15 protein-coding genes are annotated in these 13,306 nt (G+C 38.0%); all 15 read right to left on the bottom strand.

Translation table 11 applies throughout. The features are described 5' to 3' along the window. Positions 1-8: 8 nt before the first annotated feature. Positions 9-788: a type-F conjugative transfer system pilin assembly protein TraF gene (traF, locus tag ACYP03_RS22585; RefSeq protein ID WP_459782203.1), complete on the bottom strand. Its 780-nt coding sequence runs from the start codon at positions 786-788 to the stop codon at positions 9-11. Further along, complete coding sequence (gene traN / locus ACYP03_RS22580; protein ID WP_459782202.1) at positions 785-2,560, bottom strand: type-F conjugative transfer system mating-pair stabilization protein TraN; 1,776 nt, start codon at positions 2,558-2,560, stop codon at positions 785-787. The genes traF and traN overlap by 4 nt, the downstream gene beginning before the upstream one ends. Before the next feature lies 1 nt (position 2,561). Then, positions 2,562-3,350 carry a type-F conjugative transfer system pilin assembly protein TrbC gene (trbC, locus tag ACYP03_RS22575; RefSeq protein WP_459782201.1) on the bottom strand — a complete coding sequence of 263 codons (789 nt, stop codon included), beginning with the start codon at positions 3,348-3,350 and terminating at the stop codon, positions 2,562-2,564. Positions 3,351-3,574: 224 nt separating this feature from the next. Further along, complete coding sequence (gene traU, locus ACYP03_RS22570; RefSeq protein WP_459782200.1) at positions 3,575-4,576, bottom strand: conjugal transfer pilus assembly protein TraU; 1,002 nt, start codon at positions 4,574-4,576, stop codon at positions 3,575-3,577. A 2-nt stretch (positions 4,577-4,578) separates the two neighbouring features. Further along, positions 4,579-5,250: a type-F conjugative transfer system protein TraW gene (gene traW, locus ACYP03_RS22565; RefSeq protein ID WP_459782199.1), complete on the bottom strand. Its 672-nt coding sequence runs from the start codon at positions 5,248-5,250 to the stop codon at positions 4,579-4,581. A gap of 253 nt (positions 5,251-5,503) precedes the next feature. After that, entirely contained in the window at positions 5,504-5,851 is a 348-nt protein-coding gene (locus ACYP03_RS22560; protein ID WP_459782198.1) for a TrbI F-type domain-containing protein, read from the bottom strand. Beyond that, on the bottom strand, positions 5,848-8,424 hold the full coding sequence (traC, locus tag ACYP03_RS22555) for a type IV secretion system protein TraC (protein WP_459782197.1): 2,577 nt from the start codon (positions 8,422-8,424) through the stop codon (positions 5,848-5,850). The genes ACYP03_RS22560 and traC overlap by 4 nt, the downstream gene beginning before the upstream one ends. Before the next feature lie 2 nt (positions 8,425-8,426). Continuing rightward, the gene (gene traV, locus ACYP03_RS22550) at positions 8,427-8,819 is read right to left on the bottom strand and encodes a type IV conjugative transfer system lipoprotein TraV (RefSeq protein WP_459782196.1); all 393 of its coding nucleotides are present in this window, start codon (positions 8,817-8,819) and stop codon (positions 8,427-8,429) included. Positions 8,820-8,828: 9 nt separating this feature from the next. Then, on the bottom strand, positions 8,829-10,337 hold the full coding sequence (locus ACYP03_RS22545) for a TraB/TrbI/VirB10 family type IV secretion system protein (RefSeq protein ID WP_459782195.1): 1,509 nt from the start codon (positions 10,335-10,337) through the stop codon (positions 8,829-8,831). Further along, positions 10,337-11,068 carry a type-F conjugative transfer system secretin TraK gene (gene traK / locus ACYP03_RS22540; protein ID WP_459782194.1) on the bottom strand — a complete coding sequence of 244 codons (732 nt, stop codon included), beginning with the start codon at positions 11,066-11,068 and terminating at the stop codon, positions 10,337-10,339. The genes ACYP03_RS22545 and traK overlap by 1 nt, the downstream gene beginning before the upstream one ends. Beyond that, on the bottom strand, positions 11,068-11,712 hold the full coding sequence (gene traE / locus ACYP03_RS22535; protein ID WP_459782193.1) for a type IV conjugative transfer system protein TraE: 645 nt from the start codon (positions 11,710-11,712) through the stop codon (positions 11,068-11,070). Before traE ends, traK begins: the two co-directional genes overlap by 1 nt. Continuing rightward, positions 11,639-11,869: a type IV conjugative transfer system protein TraL gene (gene traL, locus ACYP03_RS22530; protein WP_459782192.1), complete on the bottom strand. Its 231-nt coding sequence runs from the start codon at positions 11,867-11,869 to the stop codon at positions 11,639-11,641. The genes traE and traL overlap by 74 nt, the downstream gene beginning before the upstream one ends. 73 nt (positions 11,870-11,942) lie before the next feature. Continuing rightward, positions 11,943-12,212, bottom strand: a complete 270-nt coding sequence (gene traA, locus ACYP03_RS22525) for a type IV conjugative transfer system pilin TraA (protein ID WP_459782191.1) — start codon at positions 12,210-12,212, stop codon at positions 11,943-11,945. A gap of 211 nt (positions 12,213-12,423) precedes the next feature. Continuing rightward, entirely contained in the window at positions 12,424-12,630 is a 207-nt protein-coding gene (locus tag ACYP03_RS22520) for a TraY domain-containing protein (RefSeq protein WP_459782190.1), read from the bottom strand. A 351-nt stretch (positions 12,631-12,981) separates the two neighbouring features. Continuing rightward, positions 12,982-13,293: a helix-turn-helix transcriptional regulator gene (locus ACYP03_RS22515; RefSeq protein WP_459782189.1), complete on the bottom strand. Its 312-nt coding sequence runs from the start codon at positions 13,291-13,293 to the stop codon at positions 12,982-12,984. Positions 13,294-13,306 lie beyond the last annotated feature (13 nt).

Below are 13,306 nucleotides of genomic sequence, written 5' to 3'. Positions count from 1 at the left end.
TAATTGCCTCAAAAGTTTGGTTTAAAGTCAGTTGCTACATATAAGAATCTTGTTAATAGATCCTCTTGAGCGATAAAGCCATAAGCGAGTGGTTTCATTTCGTTTGTACTTGGCTTAACCAAGAATAGAGCAGGAGTAAATGGTACTGTAAATCTATTGTCATTAATTCGATTTTGACGAATACTTGGTAATTCAATACCATCACCTGTAATTCCTAAAAGCTCTATACCGTGTGTGTCAGAAAACATTTGTAATGAAGGCGCAAGTTTGTTTGCCATTTCGGATTTACCATCATAAAAGAACATGATCCCCCAACCGGTATCAGCCAACTCTCTGACTACTCTAATTTTCTTTTCTCGTTCAATATCATGGTAAGTTGACCGTGCTGCATGTTCTGTTGGTCTATCCTTGATATAAGACAAAGATGGATTTTGTAAAAGTGTTTTTTGAAATGTCATCCCAAATTCGGATGACTTATTGTAAGAAAACTGATTAAGCAACATAAGTTTTTCAACTTTTTCAACATCCTTACTGTTAATAAAAGCATCGTTTGAAACATCTTTATAGTAGCTGTGAAACCATTCCATTTGCTCACTAGGTGACATTGTTCTCGTCACAGTAACTGAAGATTGAGACTGAGATTGTGTAGTAGGAGACATTCTTTCAATTTTCTTGATAGGTTCATTATACCATCGCCATCCTGGTGGGCGTTCAGCTTGAGCTTGAGATAAAAAAATAAGAATGGTCATTGCACTAAGTAACCGCATGAATAATTTTGGCTGCATCATTTCTTCTCCTGCATTGATTCTTTTAATCTCTTTTGAATCTGATTAGGATCTGGAATAGCTGTGTTACTGTTTAAATCCTTGTAAAATTCTCCAAAGTCAATTTTACTAAAATTCATTTTTTGCATTTGTTCCGGTGTTATAGCACCACAATCTGGATGCTTTGCAGAGCCAAAATCAAGGCCAATTTGAGGTCTACCTTGTTCTTGTATAATCCTGGCTAGTTTATTTTCAAAAACACAATATGATTTTTTTTTGCGAATACATACGCCAAGTACTTTTTCTGCGCAATATTCACCTAAATCGATAGTGAGCTTTTTCTCTTTCGCTTTTGCCAGCCCTTTTTCTTCATCAGAGCATTGAGCTAAACCAGTATCAGTTCCCCACCCACCATCTTTACAACAATCACTAAAACCAACTGGCTTTTTAGAACATCGTTGAACCTGTCCTGTGAAAATTAATGGTGGGTCTCCTAGACCTTTACCAGCTTCACTGACCGCCGCTAAATTTGATGCTGCCTGATTGAATTCTGTATTTTGTGTCGCATCAGGTAAATAGCAGTCACCATCTAGACAAAATGATGTTTCACCACAAACAAGACTACTATCTACACATGTTTTAATCTCACAACTCTTTTTTATTTTATTTTTTACACATACCCCATATTGAGACATCTCACATGCAGTAGATATTTCAGTACACTCGTTTAATACATTACATGTATCTTCAAATTCACACAAATATTTATCCGAATACTTCCAGCATGGTAAATAAACTTTTTCTCCACTGATCCATTTTGTACCACCTGGTTCAGTACAAGTTTGATTTATTTTTTTGCACTCAGGTAAATGATTTGTACAGCTACTTTGCCATGCCATTGTATGTTTCGTTACTGACCAATATACCTTTACTCCACCTTTTATTTCACGTGGACCAAATGCGTCATAATTGCCTTTGTTTTTGAAAATTATCTTAATGTTTAAGGTTTTAGCTCTAATTCTTAAATTAAGTGTTTTTGGATATGTTTTAGTTTCGCAATATTTGATACTTCCAGATACACATCCAGTTCCTAACTTTTTCGACCTTAGGTTGCTGATATGCTTACCATTAACGTTAGCAGTTGGGTCTACCCACCATTTATCTGTCAGTGTTTGAGGTAGATCAATTCTTGTTACGATACCTTCATCCGGTAATGTAATTGAGAATCCTGTACCTGTTGGTGAAGGATAAAATGTTTTCGAATGTGAAGTGGTTTTAGAGCTTGATACATAAGGAGTTAAATCACAATCGTAAGGTGTGTCGGTAGGTCTGCTGCATTGTTTTTCAGCTAATTTATAGTCACAGCTTTGGCCTGTTTTACAATCATGATACTTTGAAACACCACCATGAGTTATAGTATATGCATCATCAATATAACCTATGGCCCGACTATATATTGGATCATTGGGGTCAATACTTGGACGGCCTTTGTTAAAATTATCTGTTATTATTTTCCCTTGGTCATCAATTGCTAATTTGGAAACACTATCAAGTTCCATCTGCTTAGAATCATTTCTATAACGAGTTTGTTCAGGGTTTTTGATTTGATTTATACAAGCCTTATCTGAACATAACTGACTTACCTCAAAATTCTTATATCTATCATTGTTTTGTACATTGGACACAGTCCCTTTTGCCCAATTCACATTATCATTATATCGTTGTTCGGTACTGGCCATGATGTTTGAACTTATGGCTAGAAGCACCGCAGACATTATCATGACCTGACGGCTCATATCATTTCCTTCTGGCTAATACATTTTTTGCTACATCAGGAACCTCACCATCACGAGCGAGTATGTTCAACGCTTCATATAGTGAAAGGTTTCCATATACAATATCAAAATCATGTTCTGCACATGGTTTACCAGGTATACATTTACCTGGACGAATTACAGCAAAGGCTGGAACATGTTTAATACCAAGTTGTTTAAACCAAAGAGGATTAATAGCCATCCCACTATTTATTGCTTCGTTTTTGTTAGGCTGTACAAGCCGATGTATTTCACCGACGGTTGCTGCAAAACCTGTTGGTAAAACACCTCGAATAACTATAGGAACATCAAGCTCAGCACTTTGAATCAACAGTTGTTTGAGTGCATGATTTGGCATTCCGAGTGATGCAAATATCAAGACACCCTTTGCTTTACTGTTAGGGTTTTGTTCGATTTTTGCTTGTTGTAAAATTGGCGAAAATGCTTCTTCTTGCATGTTCATTATTTGTTGTTCAAATGATTTTGCTTTATCCCAAAGTTCATCCATATTCAAAACGGGTTTGTTTTTTTCCAGCTGTGATTCTAGTTGTATCCTATCTAATTCATTCAGTTCTGATTTGCTGTATCCGCTTATTTGACTTTTATCAAATGTGGCAATTTGTTCCCTCTGCTTAAGTCCGACTAGTTCTTCCTCACTGTATCCAATGACTTCGGCGTTCAGTGTTTGACTTAAAAGACTTAAAGAAATTATAAAGTAGAAGTAAAGTTTATGTCTCGAAGTTTTTTCTAACTTATTAGCGTAATTATTCATTCTATCCTCTATATATCTAAACGGATACAGTCATGAAATTTATTCAAATTTTATTTAATGCTGTTTTTTAAAAGCACCCTCCGCTACGCTCGGGGGGTCTGTATCTATCACGCTTCGTTCACTCGCAAGGCGAGTTCCTTGAACCGTAACAAACACAGACCTTATATTTTTATGCCTACAACTATTTAGCATGCTAAATTTACTCTTTATTGTCCCTATCTCCACTATAGGAAGACGCAATTTCTCTTTCTGAAGTTTATGTAACCAAAATTATCTCCAGTCACCGGGTTATCTCGCCCCATTTCCCAGATTGCAGTTGTTGTGGTGTATGGATGGCACCAAGCAGCGTCAGGAATACTATTGGTCATCTGATACCGGTATCGAGACTTTGGTAAAATTGGTTCAGGCCATTGATAACAAATTGCACCATCTGAGCCACGTGTTTCCCATACAATACCTTGACGATGTAACTTGAAATTCAAACGTTGCAAAATAAGTGTTCCGGCTTGAACGGGTGTGTCTCTGTAGTTTGTATTACCAGTTAATGGATATACAGAACCTTGTGAACCTAAGCACCAAAACAATGCGTCAAATGGTAAAACGACGTTGGTAGAAGTCGCCATTGCCTCAGGTATACAAGCAAGTTGTGCAATTGGATTACCAAACAAGATAGCTTCAGGATTTAAAATGAAAGCAAGTTCATCATCATCCCAAAGAGGATCAATCTCTGTCAGATATGCGATATCAAAATTATCTGTGGCCATGCAGGCTGCGCTCTGCATTATTTGTAACCAATAGATAACTGGATACTTATACCAATGAGCGTGATAAAACCCTCCGTCAGAAGAATCATTGTCACGTGCCGTTGATCTTCCGCCTACTTTATGGCCAGACCCTAGCTGCATTCCCATGTTGACCATACAGTAGGGGGTACGTGTCACATCAACCAAGGAATAAGGTTCCCAGTAACCAATATTCAAACCTATTTGCATAAAAATAGGAGGTGGTTTTGGACAAAAGGAAACGGGGCTACTAGGATTCATCGTATCAGGATATTGAGATGGAAAAATGGGTACTTTTCCAATTGTCATTGGAAATATACATGACCAACAGATATCTGATATAGGATTCACAAATCGACCAGTACATGCAGGCCCACCCGCTACAGAAGGGAATGCAGAAATTATAATAAAAAGTAACAAGAAATTTTTAAATATATTAATCATTTCTATTCTTCCTTAAAAATGGACACATCAACCTCTTTGACTTTCCACCGTGTACCTTCTTGGCTAATCACAACCGGAATGTGTTTCAGCTCAAAGTAACGACTGATGTTGCCGCCTTGGTCAAAATAGACCTTATTATCAAGCAAGTGAGCCATTTTTCCTGGCTCTCCTTGTGTAAGTATCCATTTGACAGATTTTTCGGTGCGATATGACATTGCCCAAAGACGTTGTTTCGTGTCATCTGCATCAAATAGGATCAATTCTTTTGAGAAATGAAACTGTGGTATATGTTTTTTTTCTAGTTGGGGCCAGGTTCGGCTATCCATAGCATTAATCGCCGTACCGGCTTTATAGAGAACTCTTCCCTGATTATCTTTGATATCTTTCGCTAACGTTAACGTTGGATCGATAAAGAATGTTTTCGGGTTATTGGTCGGGGTTAAACCCTGAACCGGAGGCGGTCGCTCAACGCTTTCTTTAACCTGAATCTGCATCTGATTCTTCATGACATCCAGTTCACCATTCTGCTCAAAGGTACGTAACCGGTTGTCGATCCAATCCAGCATATCGATCTCACTTATCGGGAACACATGCCCCATGACACCGAGGTTCTTTGCTTGCAGAATTGGAGGGCAAATAGAAAGTATGATCCCTACAACAATAGGTCTAATCATTCAGTTTCTCCGTATTGGATGGCTCCGACTTGTTAGGGCAGAGGGCCGAATCAATTATTTCGTTGAACTTTGTAAATCCCATAGGCAAACCAAGCGACACAGGCACAGTAACGGCTTTACTTCCTAACTCTGTAAATCCTATAGGTAAACCCAACATGTCGGGAGGTGGGACTGCATCTATTAACTTGTTGAACTCTGCAAATCCTATAGGTAAGTAGTCGGATTTGTCAGAATTAACCATATCACTCCCGAGTTATCGACTACTTTTGTTTTTCATTAATTCAAAAGTCTGCCGCTGGATTTCGTATGTTATATCTGGAGCTCCAGAGACAATTGCTGGACTTACGACGATTACAACGTCATGTTTCTCGCTATATTCTTTTAGTGCAGTTTCTAACGAAGAAGTAAATCGTTTAACTTGCAATTTTAATTTTTCCGGTTCCAGGTTATGGCTGGCGATATCATTTTTAAATGAATCAACAGCGGATTTCATATCCATTTGAACTACATTTTTTTGAGGAGAAGAGAAGATATAACTTGTTATGATGAACAGTAGAACTGTTAAGCATAAAGAATAAATAATTATCCGAAAATGAGTCATGCAGCTTTCTCCTGATGTTGTTCCACCAAGCTTGCAAATTCTTGCATAGCCTTGCCGTTAAATTTCATTGCTGTTTGATGAATAGCTGTATCAATAGCCATACCACTATTGATCAACTGTTCACAATATTCATATTCACGTGGTTCGGTTGATAGCATCGATCTAGACCAAGGGTCTGCAAAAATTCGGTGAAATGAAGTATACGAACCGGCCTTTATCATTGCGCAGGAATATCCTGCTTGACTGGCGCGGGGGAAGCTTTTGATCATGGTTTGCTCAAACGGTGTGAAGTGTTTTGGATTATCTTTCAGGAACCGCTCAAAACCTTCACCCTGTCTCAACGTTATATGAATATCAGAGTTATTGAACGCGGCTAGCGCTTCTTCATTTTGGAAGAAGTCCTCTATACCTTGCGTCACAGTACAAAAACTACCGCCAAATTTACGAACAGTTCGATAGCCGGTGTTAATAAAATCTCGGGTTTGCGCATTTGCACCACTCATAAGTGACCAAGCTTCTTCAATGATGCACATTTTTGGAGTTGATCGGCTACCAGAAAGGTACATTTGCTGATTTATGGATACTAACAGTGCAAAGATAACCGGCCTTAGTACTACATCTGGAAAACCGTCTAATTCAAGAGTAGTCATATGAATATCAGGGTTCAGTTGTGATGGTTTGTTAAACACATCACCGTATATTCCGTTGCTGCAATATTTATTCAGCTGAGCTGCTATATCACTTATACGCTGGTCATCATTTCTCTTTTTAGCTAACTCATATAAAGCCTCTTGTACATCATCAATTAATGCCTTGGTCCTTTTTTTCTCCCATGCGTTAAGAATTGCATCACCTAACAATGAATATTGGTATGGAGTTAATTCCTCCTTAGGTGAAGCCATGGAGGCTATCAGTCCAGTAATATTGTCTATCACAAGTTTCATCGGATCGACTTTTTTACCATCATCACCAAAGACATCAAATTGACCGCTGTCTCTGACAGTTTCCAACTTATCAAGGTGTGTGAACGGATTTAGGAAGATGTTTTCATGGGTCATATAAACTCCACCAAGCATCATTGTAAGTTTTTTGTAACTTGAACCTTTATCCAGTATCCAAACTTTGCCAGATCGAGCAAATATTGATTGTGCTAACTGTTGCGTAAAGAAGCTTTTTCCGGCCCCTGAGCCGCCTGTAATTGCTATGTTGTAGTTATCACTACCACAGTTAAAGGGGTCAAAATAACTGATTTGGTGGCGCATCGTAGGCATCATGACACCACCAGTGAATGACTTAAAATCAGCTACAATCGGAAAAAAATTCACTACGTTTGAAGTTTTCATAACCCTGGCCCAGCCAGCTTTTTTGCAATCCTCAAAATAACCTTCGCACATCATGAACGGTAAAGTACTTAGTAAGCTTTGGGCTTGTAGGGTGTTTGATCTTATAATTGATAAGCCTGCTTCACGAAATGTCGAGGTTGCAACCGCACAGTGAGAACGCTCTTGTTCTTGTGTGCTATACAAACTAAGCGTAAACACCATAGATGCAATTTTATACTCATGGCTTAAAAGATCCTTTTGAATCTCTTCTCGTTCTTTGAGCTCTGCTTCAGCAGTCGGAATAAGCAATCGCATAGGCGAAGTGATGATCTGAGTCAAAGACTGAATACGAGCGTCGTTTTTGGTAGTTTCTTCCCCCGTTGGATTAACTCTAAAGTTGACACTTATACGATGAGGACATTGCAGACTGTTCGCAGCACGGCGCAATGATGCCAGGCAATTTGAAAAACCATATAAACGAAAATCACTCGGGGATTTTGACAAACCAAAGTTTATAATCCGTGTTCTTACAGGTGAACCACTATCTTCCGGTGTATGCCGGGTATCTACATAACTCCGGTTGACAAGAAATTCACTATCCAAACTAAGAATTTGGCTGTTAAGAAACTCATATTCGTTATAGGAAGATGGAATTGGTCTATCTTGATAGCGATTGAAGTTTAAATGTTCCCTAACATGGGTCATCAAATCAATAGGATTAACCGGGGTATGCACTAATCCACATTGAGTTAACTCGACTTCAAGTGTTTCCCTAATTTCGATTAGGGTTTCGGCACTTTCTTGAGTAGAAACAAAAAAACAAGCGTTATAGTCTTTCAGATCATAATGATATGTTTTGTTCTGCAATGTACTAAAACCTTGCCTTGCACTGTGTTTAGCATAAATGGATTGGTTGTCTGCAAATTGTTTACAAACGCCACCACGTTTACCCATCAACTCTTGATTTTTTTCGATTACATCAGCGATTTGGTTATTGCCTACCAGGACAAACTGATAATCCCATTTTGCCCCTTCAGGCAAGTTACAGACAATAGCATTTAGTGATGCTACCAGGTCATCATTTGCCCCACCTAAGACTGATAGCGATAGACCGAAACCTCTAGTATTCAGATTATGAAAAATTCCAGTAGTTTCATCATAAAGTCTATAAGGAAGTTCTTGATGCATATGGTTCTGCTTCTTACGACTTGACTCCACTAAAGCCGAAAAATCTTTAAATTTCTGTTTCATAGTTAATCCTGACGAATACTTTGTACTGGTCTACCTGTCCATGAACTGTCGTATAAGACAATGTAAACATCTGTGGTATCTACGTAGAAATTTTCAGGAGTGACGTATGGAAAAATAGTCACTTTTTGCAAACGTTCTGATGTACGTTGTGGACTGCCGTAACGGTCACGACGAGGAAGTGGAATAAAGTCTGAATCAGGTGCTGAGACAGATTCAGCTTTAACCATAGTTTGGCCGGTGTCAGAAAATTGCCCATTCATCATCCCTTGACGAATTTCGCCCATTGTGTGGCAGCCTTCTAAACCACCAATTTTGTCACAAGTAAAATCGCCTTTAAGCCCTGCCGTACAACCTGACAGCAGCATGGGAACTAACAAAAATGATACTAAACGCATGTGTCTATCCTATTTTGGAATACCAAAAGCACTTGGTGAATTTAACGGCTGCTGTGAGGGTGAATCTGACTTCATTCCAGGACGAGCACCAGAAGGTAATTGATTAATTAATGGATTTGTTATGTTTTCGATTATTTGAGCTGTTGGTGTTGGTAAGTTACTTTGCTGTTGAGCCAGTTGCTGTTCATATTCAGCGATTCCTACAGCATCAAGAGGAAACCCCTTCAAAAAGATTATGTTGACCACATTGCCTGGATTCAGCTCGATAAATGGATGGTATTGATCAGCAAGTTTAACGTAGTAATCTGATAGAGTTTTACCCACACTGTCTGCTGATTGTCCAAGAATATTTAATAGTGCATCTTCACCTTTAACAGTGCTCGTGGAACCAAGAGCAGATGTAGACGTAGTAGTAGTAAATAAATTTGCAGCCTCACCTGTTCCTTTCAAAATACTGGCAAGACCTGCCATTTGAACAATGTCGCCATTTCTTATAACTGTATTCCCACGTATACCGTTACGGCCAAAGTTAAAAACTGTACCTTCGACTGGTATATCAATAATTTCATCATCCTTGAAAATACAGCTCAACCGGTGTGTTCTGACTATACCACGGCTTGATGAAACTTCACCATATACAGCTCCAGTGACAGTACAATTGTTTAACTTAGATGCTTTACCATTTGGCAATAAGCCATCATTCATTGTTTGAAATATGATTGGAGAAGTATCACTTTGCCCGTTAACACCAGCATTCGCATCTGCACCTCCCGTGATTATTGCTGTAACCATTGTGCCAGCTGGAACATAGTTTTCAATATTACGTTTTCGTTCTTCATCTGGACTGTCCCACGTCAAAGCAATATGATCAATGCCACTTTTTTGGCCTGGTATACCCATTGGCCTCTCATGAACATATAGGTCATCATTTTTTGATGATCCATATAATGGATCTCGATAACCAGTTTGATTTTCCCCAAAATACCTACCTGATTTTGTTTGACTGTAGGCTCCGGTTTGAGATTCATCTAACTCAACTTGTTCAGCCTTCATTGAATCAATTTTTTCTCGCCAAGTTTCCTCTAAACCAATTATTTGTTGACGATACTGACTTTCAAGTTGATCCATTTGTTCCTTAAATGACTCCTTTTGTTCTTCATTATTTTTGAGTTGGGATTGTACTGTTTTATTCAAATCTGAAACGATTTTTTCTAAATTTGAAATTGTAAGTTGCTGGGCTGATAATGCCGATTGATTATCTTTAGCTGTAAAATCAGGTTCAATCACTGCACCGAAATCAATCGGAGACTGGCCTATATTTTGTTCTTCAGAGGCAACAGACGGCTGTTTAATGTAGAAAATTACAGCAGCAATAATAATAAAAACTACGCATAAAGCAGTAGTAAAGACAGTTGCATTTCTCTTCGTATTTTCATCATTTAATAAATCACCATTCTCGAAGTCACCTACTGGATCAGAACGTAGATTTTGAAGTTTTTTTTCAAACCATTCCTTCATTAAGGACGTCCTCCGGTAACAATATATAACCAGCAACTTTCACCTGGTTGCAATACTTCTTGAGAGAGTGCTGCACTGCGTGATGAGGCTGAGTAGAACTGTGCCGTTTTCAGTTCTTTGGTGAAATTGGTGTTATTAATGAGCTTATAGCGTATGCCTGAGAAATCTTTCCCAACAAAAATCGTATCAGGTACAATTGCCAATGGGTCATTCAAAGTATCTTTTACAGTTTTAGGATCTACAGGATGAAGGCGAAAACCACTCATCATTGATTTAGTTTCAGTCCATCGAATCATTTGTGCAGTAAATTCGGCTAATTGAGCCTGGTATGGAGCATCATTATCAAAAACAGATGGTTGAGAAATTGTATTTTGAACACCAATAAATTCAGATGTTACAGCCGGTATCGGCCTTGGATTGATTAAAATCCCAAATTGACGCCCGTTTACAGTTGAAACATACGCTACAAAACGCGCTTGAATATTAAGCTTTAATTTCGCTGAACCGCTTTTGTCTGATTTAGTTCCAGTAACCACACAGAATCCAGCAGGGCAGTCTATACTTGAGATTTTATCATCTTTAACAATAAGTCTATTAACATCTACACTTGATAATGTGACTGCCAATGTTTCGTTGTCATTAAATGTATATGTGGTTGCTGGCACATTTTTAACCTGTGATAAAGCAGGAAAGCTAATAAATGCTAAAGCCAACAGAGTTTTTACGTTCATTATTTCTCCTTCACTTTTCGTATTGACAATAATGACAACGCACCATGATTATATGCGAGATCGACAATATAACTTAATTCTTCTGGTTCAAGTTGGCGGCTCCCAACAGACTTTTTCAGTGTGCCATTAACTTTTACTTTCATCGAGTCTAACGAAACTTGAATACTCCTTACATCAAAAGTACTACTTACATTTTCTTTGATTACTTGTAACGCATCATTAGCCAATAATTCTTGCATAACAGCCCATGATCCCTCATCAATATAGTCCATCAAAGTGCTGTATTTTCTTTCAACTGAATGTGGTGTTACATTGAGCTTTAGATACATAAAGTAATCAGCCATCTGACTTAAATAGGACTCATCAACATTTGAGTCAGAAACTGTAAATGATTTACTTATAGTGGGTGGGATTAGTGTCCTCGATATATTGTTTATTGTCTTGTTTAGTGTAATGCCTAAACTAATGCAAAGAACTAATAGCCCCATAGAGGCTATTAGTAAAAATGCATTTAGACCCTTAACAATCGTAATTAAATTTAGGTTGTTCTCTGTTTTCATCTGTTTGCCACTAATGTATCCAGTATCGCTTGACTGGGCTTGGAGTTTTATTAAACAAATTTTTACTGAGTTTAGAGGGCGCATACCAAAATAACGTTAATCGAACAACGTTATCACCGTGTTTTTTTTTCATGCTATGCAAGCCCAAATACCATGATGCGGCCAGGAAAAACCCAACCGCTTCATGACGCCCAGCAAAGAAAACCAAGAATATAATTAACGGAGGTACTACTTCATCCATTGGGAATCCAAGAAATGTTTTTCCTCTCGATAACTGTTTAGGTATTCTATAAAATCGGGCGGGATCTTCCATTTTACAAACCGACAATCGTCATCGCAATATTAGTGAACACAATGCCAGTAAGGAAGCCACCTATAGCACCAACCCAGTTTTTTGTCATATATCCACCTATAGCTGACACTGATAATCCGGCAACTGTCATTGCCATATAAGATGCTGAATTACTATCTGTATTGTCTTTGATAGTTGCTTTAGCACCAGCAAAAATGTCAGCTGCAAAAGCTGGTTCCAAGGCTAATAAAGTGCCAACCAGAACCAGCAGAAAAGCAGAGTATTTAGACATTGTTTTTTTCCTTAGTTAAGTTTTAATGTTATCTCTATATCACTTTAAGGCTTACTAGAGAGTTACAGCCACCTTAGCCTCAGATTAACTGATAAGGCGTGTTTAACGAGTATTTTCAGGCACTCGTTCAGCCATGGCCATATTTTTAAAGAACGGTGAAAGTAAAAATGCAAAACTGTTTAACGTTTAAAAAAACTGTTACGAAACGTATTCATTCAAAGTGATTAGCGTGTCCAACTTCAGAAATTGTTTTATATCGTTTCAAACTATCCCGAAGCCTGAGTTCAACTTCCTTTTTCTTGCTTCTTCCAGACAATGCACAAGCTGCATCTAAAAGATCGTTAAATTCATTATTAAGACTACATGTAACATATGCTCCATGTGCTGCTGAATCAGTATCCGATTTTGATTTACTCACGGTTATTAAAATCCTTCATTTCCACATACAAGATAATATTAACAGTCATTTTTATGTCGCTATATCCTCCTAAAAGGAGAGTATTTAAATGCTGAGTAAAATGTGATAAGCGAATGAATTGTTTTATATGTCCAAAAATCAATGATTTACAAAATAATGATTGATCTTGGCCAGAGGTTGAGGTCCAAAATAAATGGAAGCAAGGTCACAGAAAAGGCGAATATTTGTGAAGTGAGTCGCATATGTTTCGTGTATATTTATATGCAAAAAAATGATGTTCGATTGGTTTTGTTAGCGTGAGGATATAGCTTCAGTGCTGGGTTTTATGGAACCAGCACTGAAAGGATAATATTAATGTTTGTTAATCATAAGGCTGAGTGAAAAATTCATCATGCGACAGTGATATACTGCTCGCAATGCATTGGATGTACTTATATTTAGCTTTTTTTTGCAGTTGTTAGTGTATGTTTTAACCGATGTGGTTGTAATTTTCATCATGTCAGCTATTTCTGCTTGTTGTAGTCCAATTGAGTTCCAGTACATAAGTTCTGCTTCCCTGGGTGCTAGTTCGGTAAAACATTTCATTACGACGTCGAACATCGTCAATGAAGGTGAAATATGATTGAATTCATTGGATTTTTCATTAGGATCACTTGTAGCCATTACATCCTCCGTA

Source organism: Photobacterium sp. R1 (assembly GCF_054600795.1).
This window is presented reverse-complemented; position numbering and strand designations above follow the sequence as displayed.

What these genes read in the sequence shown, in the direction of transcription:
- trbC (WP_459782201.1), bottom strand. Translation starts at nt 3,350, where the DNA reads ATGAATAATTACGCTAATAAGTTAGAAAAAACTTCGAGACATAAACTT.
- traE (WP_459782193.1), bottom strand. Translation starts at nt 11,712, where the DNA reads ATGCGCCCTCTAAACTCAGTAAAAATTTGTTTAATAAAACTCCAAGCC.
- traN (WP_459782202.1), bottom strand. Translation starts at nt 2,560, where the DNA reads ATGAGCCGTCAGGTCATGATAATGTCTGCGGTGCTTCTAGCCATAAGT.
- traW (WP_459782199.1), bottom strand. Translation starts at nt 5,250, where the DNA reads ATGATTAGACCTATTGTTGTAGGGATCATACTTTCTATTTGCCCTCCA.
- traV (WP_459782196.1), bottom strand. Translation starts at nt 8,819, where the DNA reads ATGCGTTTAGTATCATTTTTGTTAGTTCCCATGCTGCTGTCAGGTTGT.
- traF (WP_459782203.1), bottom strand. Translation starts at nt 788, where the DNA reads ATGATGCAGCCAAAATTATTCATGCGGTTACTTAGTGCAATGACCATT.
- ACYP03_RS22545 (WP_459782195.1), bottom strand. Translation starts at nt 10,337, where the DNA reads ATGAAGGAATGGTTTGAAAAAAAACTTCAAAATCTACGTTCTGATCCA.
- traU (WP_459782200.1), bottom strand. Translation starts at nt 4,576, where the DNA reads ATGATTAATATATTTAAAAATTTCTTGTTACTTTTTATTATAATTTCT.
- traC (WP_459782197.1), bottom strand. Translation starts at nt 8,424, where the DNA reads ATGAAACAGAAATTTAAAGATTTTTCGGCTTTAGTGGAGTCAAGTCGT.
- ACYP03_RS22560 (WP_459782198.1), bottom strand. Translation starts at nt 5,851, where the DNA reads ATGACTCATTTTCGGATAATTATTTATTCTTTATGCTTAACAGTTCTA.
- traL (WP_459782192.1), bottom strand. Translation starts at nt 11,869, where the DNA reads ATGGATGAAGTAGTACCTCCGTTAATTATATTCTTGGTTTTCTTTGCT.
- traK (WP_459782194.1), bottom strand. Translation starts at nt 11,068, where the DNA reads ATGAACGTAAAAACTCTGTTGGCTTTAGCATTTATTAGCTTTCCTGCT.
- ACYP03_RS22515 (WP_459782189.1), bottom strand. Translation starts at nt 13,293, where the DNA reads ATGGCTACAAGTGATCCTAATGAAAAATCCAATGAATTCAATCATATT.
- traA (WP_459782191.1), bottom strand. Translation starts at nt 12,212, where the DNA reads ATGTCTAAATACTCTGCTTTTCTGCTGGTTCTGGTTGGCACTTTATTA.